A 24576-nucleotide genomic window follows, 5' to 3' on the forward strand; every position below is an offset into this window, starting at 1 on the left:
CCCGGCACGCCCCGGCGCGGGTGGTTATGGTCGTCGGGTGAATCGACTCGCCGACGCGACCTCCCCGTACCTGCTCCAGCACGCCGACAACCCGGTCGACTGGTGGCCCTGGTGCGACGAGGCGTTCGCCGAGGCGAAACGACGCGACGTGCCGGTGCTCATCTCGGTGGGCTACGCGGCCTGCCACTGGTGCCACGTCATGGCGCACGAGTCGTTCGAGAACGAGCAGGTCGCCGCCCTGCTGAACGACAACTTCGTGTCGATCAAGGTGGACCGCGAGGAGCGCCCCGACGTCGACGCCGTCTACATGACCGCCACCCAGGCGATGACCGGTCAGGGCGGCTGGCCGATGACGGTCTTCGCCACCCCGGACGGCACCCCGTTCTTCTGCGGCACCTACTTCCCGCGCGCCAACTTCACCCGCCTGCTCCAGTCGGTCACCACCGCCTGGCGGGACCAGCGGGACGAGGTGCTGCGCCAGGGCGCCGCCGTGGTCGAGGCAATCGGTGGCGCACAGGCCGTGGGTGGCCCCACCGCGCCGCTGGACGCCGCACTGCTCGACGCCGCGGCCGGCAACCTGGCCGGTGAGTACGACGAGACGAACGGCGGGTTCGGGGGCGCACCGAAGTTCCCGCCGCACATGAACCTGCTCTTCCTGCTGCGCCACCACCAGCGCACCGGCGACCCGCGCAGCCTGGAGATCGTGCGGCACACCGCCGAGGCGATGGCCCGGGGCGGCATCTACGACCAGCTCGCCGGCGGTTTCGCCAGGTACTCGGTGGACGCGCACTGGACGGTGCCGCACTTCGAGAAGATGCTCTACGACAACGCGCTGCTGCTGCGCGTCTACACGCAGCTCTGGCGACTGACCGGCGACCCGCTGGCTCGCCGGGTCGCGCGGGACACCGCCCGGTTCCTCGCCGACGAGCTGCACCGGCCGGGGGAGGGGTTCGCGTCCGCGCTGGACGCCGACACCGAGGGCGTCGAGGGGCTCACCTACGCCTGGACACCCGCGCAGCTCGTCGAGGCGCTCGGCGAGGACGACGGCCGCTTCGCCGCTGACCTGTTCACGGTCACCGAGTCCGGGACCTTCGAGCACGGCATGAGCGTCCTGAAGCTCGCCCGGGACGTGGACGACGCCGCGCCCGAGGTCCGTACCCGCTGGCAGGGGGTGGTCGGGCAACTGCTCGCGGCCCGCGACACGCGGCCCCAGCCGGCCCGCGACGACAAGGTGGTGGCGGCCTGGAACGGCCTGGCGATCACCGCGATCGTCGAATTCCTCCAGGTCGCCGCGCTGTCCCTGGAGAAGCGGGACGAGGGCGCCAACCTGATGGAGGGCGTCACCATCGTCGTCGACGGCGCGATGCGGGACGCCGCCGAGCACCTGGCCAGCGTGCACGTCGTCGACGGCCGGCTGCGTCGGGTCTCGCGTGACGGCAGGGTCGGCGAACCGGCCGGGGTGCTGGAGGACTACGGCTGCGTGGCCGAGGCGTTCTGCGCCCTGCACCAGCTCACCGGCGAGGGACGCTGGCTGACTCTGGCCGGTCAGCTGCTGGACACCGCCCTGGAACACTTCGCCGCGCCCGGCGGCGCCTACTACGACACGGCCGACGACGCGGAGCAGCTGGTCGCCCGGCCGGCCGATCCGACCGACAACGCCACCCCGTCGGGGCGGTCGGCGCTGGTCGCCGGGCTGGTCGCGTACTCCGCGCTGACCGGGGAGACCCGCTACCGCGAGGCCGCCGAGGCCGCGCTCGCCACCGTGGCGCCGATCGTCGGGCGGCACGCCCGCTTCACCGGGTACGCGGCCACGGTCGGCGAGGCGCTGCTGTCCGGGCCGTACGAGATCGCGGTGGCGACCCACGACCCGGCCGGCGATCCGCTGGTGGCCGCCGCCCGGCGGTACGCCCCGCCCGGAGCGGTGGTGGTCGCCGGCCTTCCGGACCAGCCCGGTGTGCCGTTGCTCGCGGACCGTCCGTTGGTCGACGGGCGGTCCGCCGCGTACGTGTGCCGGGGCTTCGTGTGCCAACGGCCGGTCACCTCCGTCGATGAGTTGATCGCCGAGCTGGGCTGAGTCGGGGCACCCGGTAGGCTGGCCGCGCTATGGATTCCCGTACCGGTCTGCCTGTTGTCGGCATGGTGGGTGGCGGCCAGTTGGCCCGGATGACCCACCAGGCCGCGATCGCCCTCGGCCAGTCACTACGTGTGCTCGCGAGCGCCCCCGACGACGGCGCGGCGCTGGTCGCCGCCGACGTCCAGTACGGGGACCACACCGACCTGGCCGCTCTGCGCACCTTCGCCAAGGGCTGTGACGTGGTCACCTTCGACCACGAGCATGTGCCCTCCGAACACATCCGCACGCTGGCGGCCGAAGGGGTGACCCTGTACCCGCCGGCGGACGCCCTGCTGCACGCCCAGGACAAGCAGGTCATGCGGGAACGCCTCACCGAGCTGGGCGCGCCCAATCCGGCGTGGCAGCCGGTCGGCGATCCCGCCGACCTGGTCGGCTTCGGTGAGCAGGTCGGTTGGCCGGTCGTGCTCAAGGCGGCCCGGGGCGGTTACGACGGTCGGGGCGTCTGGATGGTGGACGACGCCACCCAGGCCGGCGAGCTGGCCACGACGCTGCTCGCCGGCGGTACCCGGCTGATCGTCGAGGAGCGGGTGCCGCTGCGCCGCGAACTCGCCGTGCAGGTGGCCCGCTCGCCGTTCGGCCAGGTGGCCGCGTACCCGGTGGTCGAGACGGTCCAGCGCGACGGCATCAACGTCGAGGTGCTGGCCCCGGCGCCCGGCCTCGACGAGGAGCTGGCGGTCGCCGCGCAGCAGCTCGCCATCGACCTGGCCACCGCGCTCGGTGTGGTCGGGCTGCTCGCCGTGGAGCTCTTCGAGGTGCGCGACGACGCCGGTCGGCCGGCGATCGTGGTCAACGAGCTGGCGATGCGTCCGCACAACTCGGGGCACTGGACCATCGAGGGTGCCCGCACCTCCCAGTTCGAGCAGCACGTGCGGGCGGTGCTGGACTACCCGATGGGCGACACCGCGCTGACCGCGCCGGTCGTCGTGTCGGCGAACGTGCTGGGTGGCGAGCCGGGCGGGATGTCGATCGACGAGCGGCTGCACCACCTCTTCGCTGCCGAGCCCGGGGCCAAGGTGCACCTCTACGGCAAGCAGGTACGCCCCGGCCGCAAGATCGGGCACGTCACGGTGCTCGGCGACGACCTGGACGACGTACGGGCGCGGGCGGCGCGGGCCGCACGCTGGCTTCAGGCGGGGCACGAGTGACCCCGGTGGCCGCGAACCAAGGAGGACTCCGGTGACCACGGTCGGGCTGATCATGGGCAGCGACTCGGACTGGCCGACCATGCGGGCCGCCGCCGAGGTGCTCGACGACTTCGAGGTGTCGTACGAGGTGCGGGTCATCTCGGCACACCGGACCCCGGTCGCGATGATCGACTACGGCCGCGACGCCGTCGACCGTGGGCTCAAGGTGATCATCGCCGGTGCCGGTGGCGCCGCCGCGCTGCCGGGCATGGTCGCCTCGGTGACCCCGTTGCCGGTGATCGGCGTGCCGGTGCCGCTGAAGCACCTCGACGGTATGGACTCGCTGCTGTCGATCGTGCAGATGCCGGCGGGGATTCCGGTGGCCACCGTGTCGATCGGCAACGCCCGCAACGCCGGCCTGCTGGCCGTACGGATCCTCGGGGCGTCCGACGAGAAGCTGCGCACCCGCATGGCCACCTACCAGCAGGACCTGGAGAAGCTCATCAAGACCAAGGACGCGGCTCTCCAGGCCACCCTGCCCTGAGGCGTTCCGGAGGCGGTCATGGCGTCTCCGGGCCGGGGAAGCACTCAGGCTGCCCCGGCCGGTGGTCAATCAGACGGGTTCGATCGCCAGGTTGGTGACCTGGTCGTCCCTGATGTCGAACGCGAAGGCGAACGACAAGGGGCCGCCGGGGAAATCACCGTCCCCGGAGGCCACCAGCCGGTCGTCCGCGAACGACGTGGGAGTGAGCACGACCTTGGGGTCGATCAGGTGCCCCTGGATCCACTCGCGGATCTCGGCCTCGCCGGCCCAGGTCTTCCCGTCATCGCTCACGGTGGCTCCGTCGCCGAACACCGCTGCCATTGTGTTCAGGTCGTGGGCGTTGGTGGCCGCGATGAAGTTGTCGATGGCCTTGGGGAGGGTGATGTCGTTCATGTCTGCTCTCCGATTTCTCGAGTACCCGGACCCGGGCGCTTGCCCGTCACGGGCCATACGGCGTGGTGGCTGACCGGCTCAGAAGTCCGCACTGCGGGATAGCTTCTCGTTCCCGCGCAGTTCCGCGAGTGCGTTCTCGTGCATCGCGACAACGGCGTCATAACCGGAGTTGCCGAGGACGATTCGTTTCGGTGGAACGGGTGCGTTCATCGCGCTGATCACGGCCTGCACTCCACGAACAGGGTCACCTGCCTGGTTGCCGTCATGCTCCACGAACGCCGCCTTGACGCCCTCGACCATCGGCACGTAGGCGTCGACGGTCTCGGTGACGGGCTCGTCCTGGAAGTAGGCGAAGGCCTTGGTGCGGAACGCTCCCGGCTCGACGACGAGCACGCGTACACCGAACGGCTCGACTTCCTGGCGCAGGGTCTCCGACAGTCCTTCGATCGCGAACTTCGCCGCCGCGTAGTAGCCGAACCCCTTCGCGCCGACGAGGCCTGCCACCGATGACATGTTCACGATCCAGCCGTCGCCGCGTGCCCGCATGCCCGGCAGGACCGCGCGCATCACCTCGACCACGGCGAACAGATTGAGGTCGAACGTGCGGCGGACCATCTCGTCCGGGGCGCCCTCGACCGAGCCGTACCAGCCTCGGCCCGCGTTGTTGACGAGCACGTCGATCCCGCCGAACCGCGACTCCGCCGTCCTGACCGCCGTACGCACCTGGTCGGCATCGGTGACGTCGAGCGGGAGAACCAGCACGCGGTCTCCGTACGGTTCAGCCCATTCATGCAGTTCAGAGGGTCGACGGGCGGTTACCACCACCTGATCGCCCTCCTTCAGCGCGGCCTCCGCGTAGACCAGGCCGAACCCTCCGGGCGTCCCACCCGTGATGAACCAAGTCCTCATGGACTTCTCCCCTCGCTATAGAACGCAATGTAGCGCTACGTAGGCTACTATAGCAACCATGCAGAACGCACGGGATCGACTCCTGCTCGCCGCGGCGGAGTTGCTGCAGGCCGGCGGCACCATGTCCACGAGGGCGGTGTGTGAGCGCGCCGGGGTGCAGGCCCCGACGCTGTACCACCACTTCGGCAACAAGCAGGGCCTGATCGACGCCGTGGTGAACCACGGTTTCACCCAGTACACGGCGGTCGAGAGCTCCGGCGATCCGCTGGAGGACCTGCGCGAGGGCTGGGACAAGCACGTGCGGTTCGGGCTTGAGCACCCGTCGTTCTACGGGCTGCTCTACGGGCGCGTCGAGCCGGGAAAGCCCTGCGCCGTCACCGCTCCCGCGCATGCCGCGTTGCGCCAGCGGTTCACCGACACTGCGGCCCGGGGTCTGCTCAAGGTGCCGGTGGACGATGCCGCCGAGCAGGTGCTCGCCGCCAACGTCGGCATCACGCTCACGTTGATCAGCCAGCCGGAGCCGGATTTCGGGCTGTCCCGACGCGTCCGCGAGGCCGCGCTGGCCGGCGTCCTGGGCGCGCCCTCCACCGAGGCCCCCGCGACCCGTACGAGCGCCGCCCTGACGCTGCGTGCGCTGGTCGACGACGACCCGGGCGACCTCACCCCCGGCGAGCGCGCGCTGCTGGACGAGCTACTGGACCGCCTGGCCCGCTAAGGTCCGTGGCCACGCCGGCCCCCGCGATCTTGCACTTTCGGTGGTCGTTACGCGTTATTTGTCCAGCAATGTGACGACAGAAAGTGCAAGATCGCCGAGACCTGCGGCGAACCCGGCACGCTCACCGTCACCACCCACCCACGCCGCAGGGACCCTCCGGTTTATCTCATGCCGCGTAGGGCGGTCTGGAGGCGTTCCTGGGCGCGACGACGGCGTTCGTTGCTGGCCCCGAGGACGAGCAGCAGGATGCCAACAGGGATCAGCGCCAGCCACGGGCCGAGGCTGAACAGCGCGTGGATCGCGGCGATCGCGGTCACCGACGCGCCGACGATCACCGGCGCCTGTTGCCGGCTGGACGATCCGAAGATCAGCACCGCCACCGCGCCGAGCAGCAGCAGCATCTGCCGCAGCGTGCTGGTCTCGGTGGCCAGCACGATCGCCAGGGTGGGCAGGAACGCGGCGACCAGCGCCGGCCCGTACGCCACCCAGCTGCTCAGATCCGGCCGGTGGCGCAGTTCCAGAACGCCGACCAGCAGGGCCAGCGCGGCGAACGGCAGGGTGTACGCCTCGGGCAGCGCCACGTCCGCGACGCGCATCAGGATCCACCAGGCGGTGATCTCGCAGAACACCACCGCCCAGAAGAGGATCCGGCGCTCGACGGGCCGTCGACCGGGTCGGGTCGCCGCCACACCGAGGACGGCGCCCCACGCGGCCAGCAGGGCGGCGATGTGCCGTGGTGAGTCGAAGGCGAGCGCCAGCGCGATCAGGGCCGCCGCGTACCCGCTCCACTGGACGGTGGACGCCTCGCGCTGCGCCTCGGGGCGGCGCAGTTGGGGCAGGGTCGCCGCGAGCACCTGGAGGATCGCGCCGACGGCGAGTACCCCGAACGCGGACCAGACCGCTGCCAGCCCGGCGATCAGGCCGGCGGTGAGCACGAAGAGCTGGGCCATGATCGAGGCGAACAGCCAGCCGAGGATGCGGGCCCTCTGGGTGGTGCCGAACAGGGCCGCCACCGCCCCGACGCCGACCGCACCGCCGAGGGTGAACAGGGTCAGCTGCCGGTCCGCAAGGCTGCCGGCCAGGCCGGCGCCACCGGCCGCCAGACCGATGACGAACACCAGCACCCGGGCCAGCCGCAACGAACGGGCCGGCTCCACGAGGGGTGGTGGCGGGGTCAGGGCGAGACCGAGCATGGAGATGGTGAACACGGACAGCGCGGCGAGGGTGCTCGCCGGCCACCCGCTGCCCAGCGCGATGGGCGCGATCAGCAGCGTGACGGCCGCCCCGGGGAGCACCACCGGTACGGCGCGGGACCGCCGTCCGCCGCTGAATCCGGTGGCGGCCAGTGCGGCCGTCGCCGTGAGCAGCAGCGCGGTCAGCACGTGCGTCGGGTTGACCACGTCCGGCGGAGGGGTGAGCAGCTCCGGCGGCGGACCCTGCCAGATCCGGTCCAACGTGCGCTGCGGCTCCACGAGGGCGAAGAACAGCGTGGGTGCGATCGTGACGACGGCCAGGGCGGTCGGCAGCGCGGCGGCCGCGAGCGCGCCGGCCGAGGGGCTGACCCGCCACCGTCGCCGATCCGGGTCGTCCGGCAGCCGGCGCAGCGCGCCGTCGAGCAGCACCGCCCAGCGGCGGACCGGCTGGGCGGCGGCGGTGGGCGGCACGGTCGCCGCGCGGACCAGTTCGGCGAGGACGCCGAGCAGCGCGGCGGCGGCCGCGTAGACGCCGACGGGAAGCCCGGTGGGGATGGCCGCGATCGCGCTGATGCTCGCACCGCCGACCACGGCCACACTGACCCAGGGCAGGTACTGCGGTACGTGCCGGCGCACCGCGGCCACACCGGCCAGGCCGAGGCTCGACGCGGCCAGTGCGGCGGTCAGCACCACCTGAGCCGAGTGTTGGAACTCGACGGCCAGCGCCGCCACCGCGCCGGGCAGCGCCAGCAGGGCCGCGCCGGCCGCCGCGCCGCCGATCTGCGCCAGGTGCGGCGGCATGCCCTCGGTCTCCAGATCGGTCACCTGGGGCCGGGCGAGGACGCGTGCCAGCGTGGCCACGACGACACCGATCAGCGCGATGCTGCCCAGCGCCAGCGCGGTGGTCCACGGGCGGACCAGGCCGGCGCCGGCGCCGTGCAGCGCGACCACCCCGGCCACGGTGGCCCGGGACAGCCCGGCCCGGGGCTCCTCGGTGGCCACCGCCGCTATTCCGAAGACGGTGGCGACCATGGCTCCGACCAGCACCGGCGACCACCAGGGCAGGTCGAACGCGGCCGGCGCGCCGATGGTGGCGAGCACCACGGCCACCCCGGACGCGTCCCAGCGCCACGGCGGTGGCAGCAGGACGCCGGCGGCGACGGCCAGCAGCAGCAGCGCGATCGGCGCCTGCCAGGTCGAGCCGCCGGTCGGGGCCGCCGGCCAGTTGCTCAGGTCGCCGTTCCAGATCGGCCCGGGAGTGGCCAGCACGCCCACGCCACCGCGCAGCGCCGTCCAACCGGCGAGCACCCCGATGATCACCCCGCCCACGGCGAGGCCGAGGATCGGGCCGCGTCGCCACTCCTCGGGCATGGCGCGGGCGGCCACGGCGACGATCAGGACCAGGCCGGCGGCGACCGCCAGTTGCCCACCGGGGGCGAGTACCGCGGCGATCCGCACCATCGTGGCGATCAGTGCGGTGGTCACCGCTGCGGCGGCCAGGTCGGAGCCGTCCAGGGTGAGGTCGGAGCGGCGGCCGGCGTCGATCGAGGGGGCGAGGAAGAGCAGTACCGCGGCGATCAGCAGGAGCGCCCCGACCCAGGCGTCGGCGACGGTGGCACCGGGCGCGCCGAAGGCGGCGGCGGTGACGACGAGTGCGCCCATTCCGGTGCCGACCGACAGGGGCACCGGGATGCGCCGCTGAGAGACCTGCACCATCGCGGCGTACCCGAGGGTCACGCAGACGGCCAGGAAGCTCGCCGCGAGCACCGGGACGGTCGCCTCGCGGAGGCTGGCCGGGGTGGGGGTCTCGTCGACGGGCACGGTGGCGGCCACGAACGCGGCCACCGCGCCCGGCAGCGCGAACGCCGCGCCTCCGGCGGCCCAGTCCGTGACCGTCTCGGCGGCGGCCGAGGCGATCCGGACCCGGGGCGCCAGCGCGACCAGCGCGCCGGCCGCGAAGAGGGCGAGCAGGACCGCAGCCGTGAGCGCGGGCCGGGAGAGGCCGGCGCCCGCGCCGAAGAGGCCCACCACGGCAGCGCCGACTCCGTGGGCCAGAGCGGCCCGCGGGGTACGCGCCGAGAGGCCGATGACTCCGATGCCGATCGCGGTGACCACCATCGGCCAGGGTGCGGCCGCCCAGCCGAGGCCGAACGACGCCGGTACGGCGAGCGCGGTCAGCGCGGCCCCGGCGACCGCGAACTCGCGGCGGATCTCCGGTGGCAGCGCCAGCACGGCGGCGATGGTGAGCAGGAACGCGGCGGCGGCGAGTTGCCACGTGGTCGGGCCGACGGAGGCGGCCAGCTCGGCGGCGTGCCGGCCGAGGTCGGCGTCCCAGGCGGGCAGCGCCGCCCGGACGGTGGCGACGCCGGCCCGCAGGGCTCCGCCGGCGACCACCAGGCCGCTGACGGTGAGCGCTACCGCCGAGGCGATCTGTGGGCCGCGGCGGGCGGCCTCGGGGATCGCGCGCACCGCGAGGCCGGTCGCCGTGATCACCGCCGCGATCAGCAGCAACGCCTGGCCGGGCAGTGCCACCGAGGCGACCCGGCCGAACGCGCCGATCACGGCCAGGGTGACGATGCCGGCCGCCACGTCGGGCAGCGGTGGGCGGCGCAGCACCAGCGCGCCGGCCAACCCGACGACGGCGGCCAGCAGGAGCACCAGCCCGGCGGCGGCTGCCGTCGGCACGGCCTGTGCCCGCAGCAGTGCGGTGACCGCGTACGCCAGGGCGACCGCGACGGCCACCGCGTGCAGCGACCAGGTCAGCTCGCGCAGCCCGGGAACCGGGCGGGCGGACGGGGTGTCCGCGGGGCCCACGCCGGCGTCGACGACCTCGCCGGCCTCCTCCGGGTCGCCCTCCGGTCGGGCCTCGGCGTCGCGCTGCCGGGGCGTCGTCGACGGCGTGGCCGGCTGCGGCAGGTCCTGCCGGGCGGGGCGCTCCACCACGATCGGCGAGCGGGCCAACCAGAGGTCGAACAGGGCCACCAGGGTCAGCACCAGCGCCCAGCCGGCCGGCCCGGTGATCCGGTCGTACGCGAGCAGCGGCAGGACCGGCTGCGCGGCCACCACGGTCGCGAAGCGGGGTGCGCGCAGACCTGTCCAGGCGGCGTACCCGACGGACACGGCGGCGGTGGCCGCGAAGATCAACCCGGCGAAGACGGACCCCGAGGTGCCGTTGCCGATCCGGTCCACGGCCCAGAGCGCGTAGCCGGCCAGCGGCACGAGCAGCAGACCCACCGCCGAGATCGTCTCCGCGGTGGAGGTGAGCCCGCGTCGGGCCAGCGCCGGCGGGGCCAGCAGCATCAGCGCCGTGGCGAGCAGCAGGACGCCGAGGCGGGCCAGCGCGTCCATCGAGCTGGTCGCCACCGCGGCGAACACCACCGCGGCCACGGCGAGCAGCAGCGCGCCCAGCCCGAGCGGGATGTTCTGTACCTCCCGGCTGGACGCCTCCGGCGGGTGTTCGGGGTCGTCGGCGTCCAACCGGGACGCCCGGGGCGGGGGCGGCGGAGGATCTTCCGGGACGGGCGGCGTGCCCTGGCGCGGGACCCGGGGCGGAGGCGCGCCGGTGGTGGCCGTGGGCGGGCGGCGACCAGGGCGGCGACGCAGTACCCGGCGGGGCCGGGTGGCCTGCTTGACCCGCTCCTCACCGGCGTGGGCGAGGATGTCCCGCTGGAAGAGCGCGGCCTGCATCTTGGCGGCGATCTGCCGTTGCTCGCGGGCGATGGCGGCGTCGCGCGCCTTCATCTCCGCGATCGAGCGCTCGATGTCCGCCAGGTGTTCCACCCACTGGGGCTGGTCGGCCCCGCAGTGCGGGCAGTGTACGGCCGGCTTGATCTCCCGGCCGCACGAGGAGCATTGAAAGGTCGCCACGACACCCCTCCACCCGCCGCACTGTGGACTCCCACTGTCGCAGCATGCCCAAAGCTGGCGCGGATTTCGACACTTGTCGGCGGGTCCGGGGCAAACAACATCATCGGCCGGCCGCGGAGAGCGCTGCGCGGCCGGCCGATGAGTGGTGGATCGTCAGGGGCGACCCATGCCCCGGTACTCCCAGCCGGCCTGGGTCCACAGTGCCGAGTCGAGACAGTTGCGCCCGTCGACGACCTTGCGACCGCCGACCAGTTCGCCCAGGGCCACCGGATCGGCGTTGCGGAAGTCCGCCCACTCGGTGAGGACGCAGACCAGGTCGGCGCCGGCGACCGCCTCGTTGATGCCGGGCTCGTACGTCAGCTCGGGCACCGCGCGGCGGGCGTTCTCGGTGCCCTGCGGGTCGTACACGTGCACGTCGGCCCCGGCCTTCTGCAACAGCGCGGCGACGGCGAGCGCCGGGGCGTCGCGGACGTCGTCGGTGTTGGGCTTGAACGTCGCGCCCAGCACGGCGATCCGGGTGCCGGAGAAGTCCGGACCGGCCGGCCCGGAGCGGCGGCCGAGCAGATCGGCCGCGAGCTGGAGCACGCGGGTCCGGCGGCGCAGGTTGATCAGGTCGACCTCGTGCAGGAAGCGCAGCGCCTCGCCCGCGCCCAGCTCCTGCGCACGGGCCTGGAAGGCGCGGATGTCCTTGGGCAGGCAGGCGCCGCCGAAGCCGAGGCCGGCCTGGAGGAACCGGTTGCCGATGCGGGGGTCGTACCCGATGGCCCGGGCGAGCTGCGTGACGTCGCCGCCGCTGGCCTCGCAGACCTCGGCCATCGCGTTGATGAAGGAGATCTTGGTGGCCAGGAAGGCGTTCGCCGCGACCTTGACCAGCTCGGCCGTGGCGAAGTCGGTGACCACCAGGGGCACCTCCCGGTCCTCGGTCGCGGCCAGGTCGAAGACGCCCTTGTGCGCCGCGTAGAGCATGCCGTTGGCCCACTCGCTCTTGACGCCGACCACGATCCGGTTGGGCCGCAGCACGTCGTCGACGGCGAAGCCCTCCTGGAGGAACTCGGGGCTCCACGCCACCTCGACGCCCAGGTCGTCGGGGGTGTGCTTGCCGACGAGCTGCTCGACCCACTCGGCCGTGCCCACCGGCACGGTCGACTTGCCGACGATGAGCGCCTTGCGGGTCAGGTGCTGGGCGAGGCTGGTGACCGACGCCTCGACGTACGACAGGTCGGCGCCCATCCCGTCGGCCCGCTGCGGGGTGCCGACGCAGATGAAGTGCACGTCACCGAATTCGGCCGTTTCCGCGATATCGGTCGAGAACCGCAGCCGACCGGCGGCCAGGTTGCGCTTGAGCAGCTCATCCAGGCCGGGCTCGTGGATCGGCACCTCGCCGGCGTTCAGCATCGCGATCTTGTCCGCGTCGACGTCGAACCCGAGCACCTCGTAGCCCAGCTCGGCGTAGCAGATGGCGTACGTCGCACCGAGGTAACCGGTCCCCAGGAACGTCACCCGCGGCCGAGGCGCGCCCGAAGGCGGGGTCACCGCGGCGATGGCGGGGGTCGGCTGGATGGTGGGGTAGGGGATCGTCACGCCTGTCTTCTCCGCTCGCACTGGCGGCGCGTCGTCGCGTCGCATTCTGCTGCGGCGCCTGGCCGGGCACCGGAGGGGTGGCTCACTGTCTGCCTTCCATCATCGCCCAGCTGCGCGGGTGCTCCGTCATGCCCGTACCTACGCGCCGGTAACATCACCTGAACTGCAGTCGCTATCCTTCAGTCTGCGCGGTCGGCGGTCAGGGGAGGCCACAGACTGCGCATGATAGCGGTGAAGGGGAGGGGCCGACATGGCCGCAGGGGAGTCGTTCGACGTCTACCGGTTGCCGGAGGAGCACGAGGCGATCCGGGAGGCGGTCCGGGACGTCTGTACCGCCAAGGTGGCACCGCACGCCGCTGAGGCCGACGAGACCGGCGAGTTTCCCAAGGCGTCCTACGACGCGCTGCGGGCCGCCGACTTCCACGCGCCGCACATCCCCGAGGAGTACGGCGGCGCGGGCGCGGATGCCCTGGCCACCGCCATCGTGATCGAGGAGGTGGCGCGCGCCTGCGCATCCTCGTCACTGATCCCGGCGGTGAACAAGCTCGGCACGATGCCGCTGCTGCTGGCCGGCTCCGATGAGATCAAGCGCCGCTACCTGACGCCGGTCGCGGCGGGCGACGCGATGTTCTCGTACTGCCTCTCCGAGCCGGAGGCCGGCAGCGACGCGGCGTCGATGACCACCCGCGCGGTGCGTGACGGGGATCACTGGGTTCTCAACGGAGTGAAGCGCTGGATCACCAACGCCGGCGTCTCCGAGTTCTACACCGTCTTCGCCGTCACCGACCCCGCCGCACGCTCGCGGGGCATCTCCGCCTTCGTGGTCGAGAAGTCCGATGCCGGGGTGAGCTTCGGCGCGCCGGAGAAGAAGCTCGGCATCAAGGGCTCGCCGACCCGCGAGGTCTACCTGGACAACGTGCGGATCCCCGCCGACCGGATGATCGGCGCGGAGGGCACCGGCTTCGCCACCGCCATGAAGACCCTGGACCACACCCGGGTCACCATCGCCGCCCAGGCCGTCGGGATCGCGCAGGGCGCGCTCGACTACGCCAAGGGGTACGTCGCCGAGCGCAAGCAGTTCGGCAAGGCGGTCGCCGAGTTCCAGGGCATCCAGTTCATGCTCGCCGACATGGGCATGAAGCTGGAGGCGGCCCGGCAGCTCACGTACGCCGCGGCCGGCAAGTCCGAGCGGGGCGACGCCGACCTGACCTACTTCGGCGCGGCGGCCAAGTGCTTCGCCTCCGACGCCGCGATGGAGATCACCACGGATGCGGTGCAGTTGCTGGGCGGCTACGGCTACACCCGCGACTACCCGGTCGAGCGGATGATGCGGGACGCCAAGATCACCCAGATCTACGAGGGCACCAACCAGGTGCAGCGGATCGTCATGGCGCGGCAGCTCCTGAAGGGCTGACAGCGGCCTGCTTCCGCAGCGCGACCCGTCTGGCTCGGTTCGGCGACGCAGTACGGGGTTGTTCGGCGTTGTGCGGGATTGATTGTTCGGCGCCACCACCAGCGGCGATCAACTTCGCTCTTCCGTAGAAGTGGACGGCGGGACGGCTCTCAACCAACCCCGTCCCTCAAGGAGTGGAAGTCATGATGCTGCGCAAGGTGTTCGGAGCGCTGGTCGCGCTGCTGACCTTCGGCACGGTGCTGGTCGTCACGGCGGCCCCGTCGCAGGCGGCGGTGGCCTGCTCGGGCACGGTCACCTACAGCTACGCGTACCCGCCGAGCAAGCCCGTTGCCGAGCTGGTCATCTACTACAACAGCACCAACGGCGGCACGAACAGCGCCTGCATGTACCACCGCGGCGCGGCGTACGGCTCCTCGGCGCGGACCTCCGTGCAGATCGCCCGGTGCGCGGAGACCTCCGGCACCGGCTCGTGCACCCCCACCGCGGTCTCCACCACGGACAACGCGGACTACCTGTACTACGCCGGGCCGCGCGGAGTGACCGGCACGGCGAACAACTGCGTCGACGCGTACGGCGAGATGGACTGGGCCGGCACCACCTACTGGATCCACTCCGGTCGCCAGGGCTGCTGAGTTCGGTGACGCCTGACCGGTGGCCCGGTGGGATCCGTCCCGCCGAGCCACCGGTGGTGGCCGTCCGCGTACCCCCCTCAGGGGTAGAGGCAGGCGGTACGGCGGGCGGCGAGCCTCTGGTCGGCGGCGAGCGGCAGGGCCTCGGCGGAGCTGGAGCCGTCGGGGCGGGCGACCCGTACGTCGAGTACGTCGGTCGGCGCGCCACCGCCGAGACAGGCGACCGCGGCCACCGGGATCTCGGCAGTCGATCCGGGTCGCACGGACAGGCGGTCGAGCTTCCAGACGAGGTCGAACGGCGGGGCGGCCAGACCGGTCAATCCGATCTGGTGCCAGCGGCGCTCCGCCGGCAGCGCGGGATCGTCCGCGTAGAAGGCGGCAAAGCCGACGATCTCCACGTGCGTGCCGGTCGCGCTCAGCCGCCACCCACCCGGGCCGGTCACATCGGGGGCGATCGCGAGGGCGATCGAGGCCGGCCCGGGTCGGTCGCCCTGGCAGCGGGACGGCTCCAGGCCCGTGGGCGGGTTGCCGTGCACCACCCCGGAGGCGATCAGCCCACCGTCGGCCAGGGTGAACCAGCGGATGTCGGGCGTCTGGGAGGTGGAGTCGGTGATCCGCTCACCCAGGCAGTAGCCGGTGAGCCCGACCACGCAGCCGGGCGGAATGGTGTAGAGGATGGCCTGGTCGCGGCGGGGCTCGCTCCGGACATGCACGCCACTGCCGTACGTGACGGCGGTGAAGGCGGCGTCCGTGGTGGTCGCCGGGCAGGCCGTGGTGTTCGTCGTGCCGGCGGCCGCCGTCGCCCCGCTGGCCGGCCACCTCAGCTGGGTCATCGGCACCACGGCGGCCGTACCGGCGAGACCGGCGACCGCCACCGCCGCCAGCGCCAGTCGCCGTCGGAGTTTCCGGTGCCGCGGAGGGCTGGCGGGCCGGTCGTGGGCCGGTCCGGTTGCGCCGCTGGTGCCGGTTGGCTCACCCGTGGCCGGGTCGGGTGGATCCCCGGCAGTGGCAGTGGCTGGAGACTCTGCGAGGGGCGTGACGGGCCGCAGTTCCTCGTCCAGTTCGAGCCAACGCTGCCTCCATCGGGCGGTGTCCCCGCCGCAGGCCCCGACGTACGCGAGCAGCACGTCGAGGCTGGGTTGCCGGATTCCGCTGGCAGCGGCGGAGAGGGTCGAGGCGCTGTAACCGGCGACCTCGGCCAATCGCCGGTAGGTGGGGTTGCCGGCTTCGACACGTAACTTTCGTAGCTCATGGGCGAAGGACGACAACGGTCCAGCCGTCGGATCCACGGGCCGCTCGTGCCGAGCCATGCCGCTCCCTTGTCTCGGTAGCGCCCTGGAGCGGGGGTGCCCGCAGCGCAGGGCTCATGTTTCCTGGTAAGTCATCCAAAGTGGAGGATTATATTGAAATCCTCGACCGGCGGACGACGGCTACCAGTGGGCGGCGGTGGCGTGTGACCGGCGGCCCGCTTCCCGGGGATGTGGGCCGAGGAGTGAGCCGCGCGCGGGAATCTTGATCCACGGCTGCGGCGTTGTAGCCCGGGAGAGTAGCCCGCCCCGGCCTCGTCGATCTCTCGATGACGGCGCTTCAACACCCGGAGAGAGATCAGGATGCACAAGACCGCCCCCGAGCAGGACGCGCTGCCCGGCGACCTGATGACCAACCGCCAGCGTATGCAACTCGTCCTCGTGCTCGGCGCGTTGATCGCCATCGGCCCCCTGACCATCGACATGTACCTGCCGGCGCTGCCGGCCATCACCGCCGGCCTGCAGACCACCGAGACGGCCGTGCAGTTGACGCTGACCGGCACGCTGCTGGGTCTCGCGCTGGGCCAGTTGCTCATCGGGCCGGTCTCCGACGTGGTCGGCCGGCGCCTGCCGCTGCTCGCGGGTCTCGCCGCGCACATCGTGGCGTCCGTGCTGTGCGTCTTCGCCCCCAACATCGCCGTGCTCGGCGTACTGCGCGTCCTCCAGGGCCTCGGCGTCGCCGCCGCCACCGTGGTCGCCACCGCCGTCGTCCGCGACCTGTTCAGCGGCGCGTCGTTCGCGCGGATCTTCTCCCGGTTGATGCTGGTCATGGGGCTCGCGCCGGTGCTCGCGCCGACGCTGGGCAGCGGACTGCTGCGCTGGACCGAGTGGCGGGGCGTGTTCGCGGCGTTGGCCGTGCTGGGCGCGTCGCTGATCGTCGTCGCGGCGGTGAAGCTGCCGGAGACCCTCGACGTGTCGCGCCGCCGGCACGGCGGGGTGGCGGCGACCCTGCGGGACTACCGGGGGCTGGTCAACGACCGGGCGTTCGTCGGTCTGGTGCTGGTCGCAGGACTGGCCATGGCGTCGCTGTTCGCGTACGTCTCCGGGTCGTCCTTCGTCCTCCAGCAGGAGTACGGCCTCGACGAGCAGCAGTTCGGTCTGGCCTTCGGCGCCGGCGCGGTGGGCCTGATCGGGGCCACCCAGTTCAACGTCCGGCTGCTGCGGCGCTACACGCCACAGCAGATCCTCGTCATTGCCCTGGTCGGGGGAACGGCGGCCGGGCTGCTGCTGGTGCTGTTCGCCGCCACCGGCATCGGGGGCCTGGGCACCCTGCTCGCGTCGCTGTGGCTGGTGCTGGCCGCTGCCGGTCTGGCCCTGCCGAACGCGCCGGCGCTGGCCATGAGCCGGCACAGCGAGGCGGCCGGTACGGCAGCGGCACTGCTCGGCGCCGTCCAGTTCGGCGTCGGCGCGCTGTCGGCGCCTCTCGCCGGCCTGTTCGGGACGGGGAGCGTACCGATGGCGATCGTCATCGCGGGCGGCATGGCCGCGGCGCTGGCGGTCATGGTCCTGGTCGTGCCCCGCGCCACCCTCGGCGCGGTCGACGCGGACCTGGCCGTCGCCGTGCACTGACGCCGGATCTGGTCGGGCGGGCCGGGACACCGGCCCGCCCGACGGTCAGCGGATTTCGGTGGTGGTGTCCTCCTCGGGCCGCGACTGACCGCGCGGCGGTGCGGACCACGGCGATTCGCCGCCCACCCGGCGGGGCAGCGGCTCGGTCGGCGTCGGGTCGGCCGGGTAACCCAGGGTCAGCGGTGCGGTGTCGCGCTCCGCGGATTCGGACGACGACCAGTCGGTCAGGGTGAAGTCGTCGCCGCGCGGTGCGTCCGTCGGCGCCGGGGTGGCGGCCGGCACGGTCACCGGCTGCGGCCACCGCCGCCAGCGTTGACTGCTGAACGTCGCCATCAGCAGCAGCAGACCGATCAGGAACAGCGTGCCGTTCTCGACCGGCAGCCGCAGCGGCAGCGGATCGCCGAACACCTTCCACTCGTGCGGGATGGCGTCGCGCACCTCGAACGGCGCCACGAACATCCCGATGTACGGGGTGACCAGCAGCAGCCCGGCCACCAGTGGGCCGGCCGGCGAGAAACGCAGTGTGCCGAGCAGCCCGAGCAGGACACCGCCGACGCCGAGGTACACCGCGGGCTCGATCAGGTTGGCGGTGTTGAAGGTGCCGATCTCCACCCAGCGGTCGACCGTCCGGCTCGACCCGTCCTGCCCGAGTGTGACAAGCACCCACGTGATGGGTGCCACCACCAACCCGGCGAGGAAGCTCCAGAGATGTCGCATCCGCGCACCGTACCGTTTCCGGCATGACCGAGCACCTCTCCGCCGCTCCGACCGGCAAACCGACGTCGTACTCCCGCGTCACCCTCAGCAAGATCATGACCGCGGTGGACGTCAACCTCTACGGAACCGTTCACGGCGGGGTCCTGATGAAGTTCGTCGACGACGTGGCGGGCGCCGCTGCCGCCCGGCACAGCGGCGGGACGGCGGTCACCGCGGCGATCGACGAGATCGTCTTCTCCGAGGCAGTCCGGGTCGGCGATCTGGTTCACGCGCACGCCCAGGTCAACTGGACGGGGCAGACCTCGATGGAGGTGGGCGTGCGGGTGGTCGCCGAGCGGTGGGACTCGGCCGAGGACGCGCCCGTGCGGGTCGCCACGGCGTACCTGGTCTTCGTCGGCGTGGACGTCGGCGGCGCGCCGCGCACGGTCCGCCCCGTGCTGCCGGAGACGCCGGAGGACGAACGCCGGTACCGGGAGGCGGAGATCCGCCGGGAGCACCGCCTGGCCCGCCGCCGGGCGATCCAGGCGCACCGGGCCGGCTGACCCACACTGTTTGGCGCGGTGGAGTGTGGGCCGGGCACGCGTCGATCGGCCCACCCGGTGCGCAGAATGGCGCTTCGAGGTAGGGCAAGATGGCGCCACGGCCCACACACCGTCGTGCGGGCCAGGGGAGGGTGGAGCAGTGGGTGACGTGCTGTGGACGCCGCCGGCGGACGTGCTCGAGCGGTCCCGGATCGGCGACTACCTGCGCTGGCTGCGGGAGCACCGTGGGCTGGACTTCGCCGACTACGACGCGCTGTGGCGCTGGTCGGTCACCGACCTGGACGGTTTCTGGCGCTCGATCTGGGACCACTTCGACGTGATCGCGCACACCCCGCCGACCGCCACCCTGGCCGAGCGAACCATGCCCGGCGCCCGGTGGTTCCCCGACGCCACCCTCAACTACGCCGAGAACGTGCTGCGCATGCCGGGCCGCGATGACGACGACCCCGTCGTCGTCGCGCACAGCCAGACCCGACCGCCGGTCACCCTCACCGCCGCCGAGCTGCGGGAGCAGGTCCGCCGGGTGTCGGCCGGTCTGCGCCGGCTCGGCGTCACCGCCGGGGACCGGGTGGCGGCGTACGCGCCGAACATCTCCGAGACGTACGTCCTGCTGCTCGCCACCGCCAGCCTGGGCGCGATCTTCTCGTCCTGCGCGCCCGAGTTCGGCACCCGCAGCGTCACCGACCGATGGCAGCAGATCGAGCCGACGGTGCTCGTCGCCGTGGACGGCTACCGGTACGGCGACAAGCCCGTCGACCGGCGAGCCGAGGTCGTGGCCATCCGTGCCGCCCTGCCGTCGCTGCGGCACACGGTCAGCATCCCGTACCTCGGCTCGCTGGGCGTGGCCGGCGACGGCCCGGCCTCCCGGCCGACGGACGGCGCGTCAGACGGCATCCTCGACTGGGCCCAGCTGGCCGCACCCACCGACGAGCCGTTGACGTTCACGCCGGTGCCGTTCGACCACCCGCTGTACGTGCTCTACTCCTCCGGCACCACCGGGCTGCCCAAGCCGATCGTCCACGGCCACGGCGGCATCCTGCTGGAACACCTGAAGATGCTGGCCCTGCACCACGACCTCGGCCCGTCCGACCGGTTCTTCTGGTTCACCACCACCGGCTGGATGATGTGGAACTTCCTGGTCTCCGGGCCGGCGGTGGGCGCGGCCATCGTGCTCTTCGACGGCAACCCCGGCCACCCCGACCTCGGCGGGTTGTGGCGGCTGGCCGCCGAGACCGGCACCACCTACTTCGGCACCTCGGCGCCGTTCCTGCTGGCCTGCCGCAAGGCCGGTGTGGTGCCCCGCGAGATCGCCGACCTGTCCGCGCTGCGCGGCGTCGGTTCCACCGGCGCGCCGCTGCCCGCCGAGGGCTTCCACTGGGTGTACGACACGGTCGGCGACCAGGTCCAACTCCAGTCGCTGTCCGGCGGCACCGACGTGTGCACCGGCTTCGTCGGCGGGGTGCCGCTGCTGCCCGTGTACGCCGGTGAGATCGCCTGCCGTGCCCTGGGCGCGAAGGTGGAGGCCCGCTCGGCCGACGGCACCCCGGTGATCGGTGAGCTGGGCGAGCTGGTGATCACCGAGCCGATGCCGAGCATGCCGGTGGGCTTCTGGAACGACCCCGACGGCGTCCGTTACGCCGAGGCGTACTTCTCGGTCTACCCGGGCGTGTGGCGGCACGGTGACTGGATCACCATCAACGCCCGCGGCGGCTGCGTGATCACCGGACGCTCCGACGCCACCCTCAACCGCGGCGGCGTACGCCTCGGCACCGCCGAGTTCTACTCGGTGGTCGAAGGGCTCGACGAGGTCGTCGACTCGGTCGTGGTGCACCTGGAGGACGACGAGGGCGGCGCGGGCGAGCTGCTGCTCTTCGTCGTGCTGTCGGACGGCCTGACCCTGGACGACGCGCTACGGGCGACGATCAGCCGTGAGCTACGTACGGCGCTCTCCCCACGACACATCCCCGACGAGATCCACCAGGTGCGCGCGGTTCCCCGGACCCTCTCGGCTAAGAAGCTGGAGGTGCCGGTCAAGAAGATCCTCACCGGCACCCCGGTCGACGACGCAGCAGCGAAGGGCGCCCTGGCCAACCCCGAGTCGCTGACGGCGTTCGCAACCTTCGCCCAGTCCCGCCCCCACGCCTAAGTCCCACGCCTCCGCCCTGCCCCCGCCCCGGTTCCCGCACGCCCACGGCGCCGCCCTCCCACGCCCTTGCGCCGCCCCCGCCCCCGCGCCGCCCCCACGCCGCCACTCTGCACGCCGCACCTGCCCGCCGCCCCGCGCCCTCGCTCCTGTCGGTGTCGATCATGAAGTTGTGGTGACCCGCAAAAGGCGCACACCGCCAGGATCCGCCCACCGCAACCCCATGATCGACCCCCGTCCAGTCCTGGAGTCCCGCGATCTTGCACTTTCTGTGGCGACATAAGGGGCATCCCACGCGTGTCGACAACACAAACTGCAAGATCGCTGGGGCTGGGGCTGGGGCTGGGGCTGGGGCTGGGGCTGGGGCTGGGGCTGGGGCTGGGGCCAGGGCCAGGGCCAGGGCCAGGGCTGGGCCAGACCGGGCTAGGCCGGACTGGGCAGGGCTGGACCGGGCAGGGCTGGACCGGGCAGGGCTGGACCGGGCAGGGCTGGACCGGGCAGGGCTGGACCGGGCAGGGCTGGACCGGGCAGGGCTGGACCGGGCAGGGCTGGACCGGGCAGGGCTGGACCGGGCAGGGCTGGGCTGGGCTGAGCAGGGCCGGGTCGGGGTGGGGGTTACGGGAGGGTGTGGGTGACTTTTTCGGTGGTTTGGCGGGTGGTCAGGCGGGCGGGGTCCTGGTTGGCGCAGAGGACCACCGTGGCGGCGCGCGTGAGCGGTGCGAGGAGCCAGTCGACCGGGTCGGGGTAGCGGGCGGCGTCGACGAGGACGCGAGCACCATGCTCGATGCCCAACTCGTCGGCGCGGGCCTCGGCTCGGGCCAGCAGGTGCGCGTCGGTGGGGCCCGGGCCGGGCTGCGGGGTGAAGTGGTCGCCGTGTCCGCGTACCTCGACCACGTAGTCGGCGAAGCCGGGCGGCACCTGTCGCAGTGGGGCGGCGAGCGGGGCGAGGCCCAGGGCGTACCGCTCGTCGGCCGACCAGGACTGCGCCTCGTCGAACCTGTCGGCGGCGGCGAAGAGGACGTCCACGTTCCCTGGCGTGTCCAGGACGCTCAACTTGGCCGACCAGCAGCCCAGCAGCACCGCGGCGGTCTGCCAGTGCGGAGGGAGTAGGACGCCGGCCGGTGTGCCCGGCGCGAGGCCGACCTCGTCGACGAGGAGATTGGCGGTCTTGGACACCCAGTTCGCCAGGGTGACGCCGGAGAGTTCGGTGCGGTCTCCGGTGGAGTCGTCGTACCAGGTCAGCAGCGGTTGGGTCGGGTCGGTCGCGATCGCGTCGGCGAAGACCCGGGCAATGTTGTCGGCCATCGGCGCGAACGATACGCCTCCGCGCCCCGTACTCGTTGACGATGACAAGTCGGCGTACGGTCGGGTCGCAGTCAGCGTCGGCCCCGTACTCCGGCGTAGGCTTTACCCCCGGAGTGTTGTTCCCCACAGACCCACCCTCAAGGAGTCGCCCCGTGACCGCCGGTCGCCCGCCCCGCGTGCTCATCGACGCCACGAGTGTCCCCGCCGACCGTGGTGGTGTCGGTCGATACGTCGACGGTCTGCTCGGTGCCCTCGGCAAGGTGTGCGGGTCGGGGGTGGAGTTGGCCGTGGTGAGCCTCCGCACCGACCAGGAGCGCTACAGCCGCATGCTGCCCGGCGCGGAGATCATTCCCGCTCCGGCCGCCGTGGCGCACCGCCCGGCCCGCCTCGCCTGGGAGCAGACCGGCCTGCCGCTGCTCGCCCAGCAGGTCGGCGCGCACGTGCTGCACTCACCCTTCTACACCTGCCCGCTGCGGGCCGGGTGTCCGGTGACCGTCACCGTGCACGACGCGACGTTCTTCACCGAGCCGGAGCACTACGACAAGTCGCGCCGGACGTTCTTCCGAAGCGCCATCAAGACGTCCCTGCGACGCGCCGACCGGGTGATCGTGCCCAGCAAGGCCACCCGTGACGAGCTGATCCGACTGCTCGACGCCGACCCGACCCGCATCGACGTGGCCTACCACGGCGTCGACCACGCCGCCTTCCACGCGCCGGGCGAGGAGGAGAAGGCCCGCGTACGCGCCCGGCTGGGGCTGGGCAACAGCAGCTACGTCGCCTTCCTCGGCGCCAAGGAGCCGCGCAAGAACGTACCCAATCTGATTCGGGGTTGGGCTCGTGCGGTGGCCGACCGGACCGACCCGCCGGCGCTGGTGATCGCCGGCGGCCAGGGGCACGACGACGACATCGACCGCGCGGTGGCGGAGGTTCCCTCGCACCTGCGGCTGCTGCGTCCCGGCTACCTCCGGTACGCCGACCTGCCCGGCTTCCTCGGCGGCGCGCTGGTCGCGGCCTACCCGTCGTACGGCGAGGGGTTCGGCCTGCCGATCCTGGAGGCGATGGCGTGCGCCGCCCCGGTGCTGACCACGCCCCGCCTGTCCCTGCCCGAGGTGGGTGGCGACGCGGTGGCGTACACCTCGGAGGACCCGGACCAGATCGCGACCGACCTGGCCGCCCTGCTCGACGACGAGCAGCGCCGGTTGTCGCTGGCGAAGGCCGGCTTCGACCGGGCCAAGGAGTTCACCTGGGAGTCCAGCGCCGAGGTGCACATCGCCGCGTGGAGTCGCGCCCGTTCGTGACCGTTCGGGCGCCCTCGTGGTGACCCGTGCCACTGCGGGGCGATGCGTCGGGCATGATGTGCGGATGCTCTATGCGGTCATCCCGGCAGGTGGCAGCGGCACAAGGTTGTGGCCGTTGTCCCGCGCCGGCCACCCCAAGTTCCTCCACCCGCTGACCGGCACCAGTTCCTCGCTGTTGCAGGCGACCGTGGAGCGGCTCGCGCCGCTGACCACGCCGGATCGGACCCTTGTGGTCACCGGCGCCGCGCACGTGGCGGCCGTCGCCCGGCAGCTCACCGGGCTGCCGGAGGAGAACATCCTGGTCGAGCCGTCCCCGCGCGACTCCTGCGCGGCCATCGCGCTGGCTGCGGCGGTGATCGCGGTCCGCGATCCGGAGGCGGTGATGGGGAGCTTCGCGGCCGATCACCTGATCCGTGACCCGGACAGCTGGGTGCGTACGGTCCAGGAGGCGGTCCGGGGCGCCGAGCAGGGCATGCTGATGACGGTCGGGATCACGCCGACCCGCCCGGAGACCGGCTACGGCTATCTGGAGACCGGCGACGCCAACGACGGCACCCCGTGGCGTCAGGTGGCCGAGTTCAAGGAGAAGCCGGCGGCCGAGGTCGCCGAGGCGTACGTCCGCTCGGGTCGGCACCTCTGGAACGCCAGCATGTTCGTGTGGCGGGTGGACGTGTTCCTCGCCGAGCTGGCCCGTCAGCAGCCGGCGCTGCACGCCGGGGTCACCGCGATCGCCGCCGCCTGGGGCACGCCGGAGCAGGACGACGTCCTCGGTACGGTGTGGCCGACGCTGCCGAAGATCTCCGTGGACTACGCGGTGATGGAGGGCGCGGCCACTGCGGGCCGGGTGGCCACGGTGCCGGGTGACTTCGGTTGGAACGACGTCGGCGACTTCCACACTCTCGGCGACGTGCTGCCCGCCGACGACGCGGGCAACGTGGTACTGGGCACGGACGCCAAGCCGGGTGTGCTGCTGCGGGACACCGGCGACCTGGTCGTGGTGCCGCAGTCGGGGCGGCTGGTGGCCGTCATCGGTGTGCGTGACCTGATCGTGGTGGACACTCCGGACGCGGTGCTGGTCTGTCCGCGCGATCGGGCCCAGGACGTCAAGCTGCTGGTCGACGAGCTCAAGGAGCGCGGCGAAGAGGGCTACGTCTGACGTGTGGTGTCGTAGCGCTGGCGGCGGCGTCGCCAG

Annotated in this window: 18 protein-coding genes; 11 read left to right on the forward strand and 7 right to left on the reverse strand. The window is 72.5% G+C overall.

The features are described 5' to 3' along the window. Positions 1-37: 37 nt before the first annotated feature. Genes ACQPZK_RS04550 through purE form a run of 3 tightly spaced genes read left to right on the forward strand, consistent with a single transcriptional unit; the run spans position 38 to position 3802 of the window. A complete protein-coding gene (locus ACQPZK_RS04550) occupies positions 38-2074 on the forward strand; it encodes a thioredoxin domain-containing protein (protein ID WP_433537085.1) in 2037 nt (678 codons plus the stop codon). Positions 2075-2103: 29 nt separating this feature from the next. Next, positions 2104-3279: a 5-(carboxyamino)imidazole ribonucleotide synthase gene (locus ACQPZK_RS04555; RefSeq protein ID WP_433537086.1), complete on the forward strand. Its 1176-nt coding sequence runs from the start codon at positions 2104-2106 to the stop codon at positions 3277-3279. Between the two features lie 31 nt (positions 3280-3310). Beyond that, a complete protein-coding gene (gene purE / locus ACQPZK_RS04560) occupies positions 3311-3802 on the forward strand; it encodes a 5-(carboxyamino)imidazole ribonucleotide mutase (RefSeq protein WP_433537087.1) in 492 nt (163 codons plus the stop codon). 69 nt (positions 3803-3871) lie between these two features. Here the strand turns inward: purE and ACQPZK_RS04565 are convergent, their stop codons facing one another. After that, positions 3872-4195, reverse strand: coding sequence for a nuclear transport factor 2 family protein (locus ACQPZK_RS04565; RefSeq protein ID WP_433537088.1), 324 nt, complete (start codon positions 4193-4195; stop codon positions 3872-3874). Between the two features lie 78 nt (positions 4196-4273). Continuing rightward, the gene (locus tag ACQPZK_RS04570) at positions 4274-5104 is read right to left on the reverse strand and encodes an SDR family NAD(P)-dependent oxidoreductase (RefSeq protein ID WP_433537089.1); all 831 of its coding nucleotides are present in this window, start codon (positions 5102-5104) and stop codon (positions 4274-4276) included. Between the two features lie 58 nt (positions 5105-5162). Here ACQPZK_RS04570 and ACQPZK_RS04575 point away from each other — a divergent pair, with 58 nt between their 5' ends. Beyond that, positions 5163-5819: a TetR/AcrR family transcriptional regulator gene (locus ACQPZK_RS04575; RefSeq protein WP_433537090.1), complete on the forward strand. Its 657-nt coding sequence runs from the start codon at positions 5163-5165 to the stop codon at positions 5817-5819. Positions 5820-5980: 161 nt separating this feature from the next. Here the strand turns inward: ACQPZK_RS04575 and ACQPZK_RS04580 are convergent, their stop codons facing one another. Both ACQPZK_RS04580 and ACQPZK_RS04585 read right to left on the reverse strand, forming a co-directional pair. Next, the gene (locus ACQPZK_RS04580) at positions 5981-10879 is read right to left on the reverse strand and encodes an SCO7613 C-terminal domain-containing membrane protein (protein WP_433537091.1); all 4899 of its coding nucleotides are present in this window, start codon (positions 10877-10879) and stop codon (positions 5981-5983) included. 153 nt (positions 10880-11032) lie between these two features. Beyond that, on the reverse strand, positions 11033-12460 hold the full coding sequence (locus ACQPZK_RS04585) for a UDP-glucose dehydrogenase family protein (protein WP_433537092.1): 1428 nt from the start codon (positions 12458-12460) through the stop codon (positions 11033-11035). A 250-nt stretch (positions 12461-12710) separates the two neighbouring features. Here ACQPZK_RS04585 and ACQPZK_RS04590 point away from each other — a divergent pair, with 250 nt between their 5' ends. Beyond that, the gene (locus tag ACQPZK_RS04590; protein WP_433537093.1) at positions 12711-13874 is read left to right on the forward strand and encodes an acyl-CoA dehydrogenase family protein; all 1164 of its coding nucleotides are present in this window, start codon (positions 12711-12713) and stop codon (positions 13872-13874) included. A gap of 182 nt (positions 13875-14056) precedes the next feature. Continuing rightward, positions 14057-14506: a hypothetical protein gene (locus tag ACQPZK_RS04595; RefSeq protein WP_433537094.1), complete on the forward strand. Its 450-nt coding sequence runs from the start codon at positions 14057-14059 to the stop codon at positions 14504-14506. 77 nt (positions 14507-14583) lie between these two features. On the opposite strand, the gene ACQPZK_RS04600 is transcribed toward ACQPZK_RS04595, so the two are convergent. Next, the gene (locus tag ACQPZK_RS04600) at positions 14584-15813 is read right to left on the reverse strand and encodes a helix-turn-helix domain-containing protein (protein WP_433537095.1); all 1230 of its coding nucleotides are present in this window, start codon (positions 15811-15813) and stop codon (positions 14584-14586) included. Positions 15814-16113: 300 nt separating this feature from the next. On the opposite strand from ACQPZK_RS04600, the gene ACQPZK_RS04605 reads away from it, so the two are divergent. After that, on the forward strand, positions 16114-17379 hold the full coding sequence (locus ACQPZK_RS04605; protein WP_433537096.1) for a multidrug effflux MFS transporter: 1266 nt from the start codon (positions 16114-16116) through the stop codon (positions 17377-17379). A 45-nt stretch (positions 17380-17424) separates the two neighbouring features. Here ACQPZK_RS04605 and ACQPZK_RS04610 read toward each other — a convergent pair whose 3' ends face one another. Continuing rightward, positions 17425-18096: a hypothetical protein gene (locus tag ACQPZK_RS04610; protein ID WP_433537097.1), complete on the reverse strand. Its 672-nt coding sequence runs from the start codon at positions 18094-18096 to the stop codon at positions 17425-17427. Positions 18097-18119: 23 nt separating this feature from the next. Between ACQPZK_RS04610 and ACQPZK_RS04615 the strand changes: the two genes are divergently transcribed. Both ACQPZK_RS04615 and ACQPZK_RS04620 read left to right on the forward strand, forming a co-directional pair. After that, complete coding sequence (locus ACQPZK_RS04615; protein WP_007455764.1) at positions 18120-18638, forward strand: acyl-CoA thioesterase; 519 nt, start codon at positions 18120-18122, stop codon at positions 18636-18638. A gap of 139 nt (positions 18639-18777) precedes the next feature. After that, the gene (locus tag ACQPZK_RS04620; RefSeq protein ID WP_433537098.1) at positions 18778-20784 is read left to right on the forward strand and encodes an acetoacetate--CoA ligase; all 2007 of its coding nucleotides are present in this window, start codon (positions 18778-18780) and stop codon (positions 20782-20784) included. Between the two features lie 612 nt (positions 20785-21396). Here the strand turns inward: ACQPZK_RS04620 and ACQPZK_RS04625 are convergent. After that, the gene (locus ACQPZK_RS04625; RefSeq protein WP_433537099.1) at positions 21397-22086 is read right to left on the reverse strand and encodes a TIGR03089 family protein; all 690 of its coding nucleotides are present in this window, start codon (positions 22084-22086) and stop codon (positions 21397-21399) included. Positions 22087-22238: 152 nt separating this feature from the next. Here ACQPZK_RS04625 and ACQPZK_RS04630 point away from each other — a divergent pair, with 152 nt between their 5' ends. Then, positions 22239-23384: a glycosyltransferase family 4 protein gene (locus ACQPZK_RS04630; protein ID WP_433537100.1), complete on the forward strand. Its 1146-nt coding sequence runs from the start codon at positions 22239-22241 to the stop codon at positions 23382-23384. A gap of 64 nt (positions 23385-23448) precedes the next feature. Beyond that, positions 23449-24540 (forward strand): mannose-1-phosphate guanylyltransferase, encoded by a 1092-nt coding sequence (locus ACQPZK_RS04635; RefSeq protein WP_433537101.1) that lies wholly within the window; start codon positions 23449-23451, stop codon positions 24538-24540. The last annotated feature ends 36 nt before the right edge of the window (positions 24541-24576 follow it).

The sequence above is a fragment of the Micromonospora sp. CA-249363 genome, from assembly GCF_050950185.1.
In the GTDB taxonomy this organism is placed as follows: domain Bacteria; phylum Actinomycetota; class Actinomycetes; order Mycobacteriales; family Micromonosporaceae; genus Micromonospora.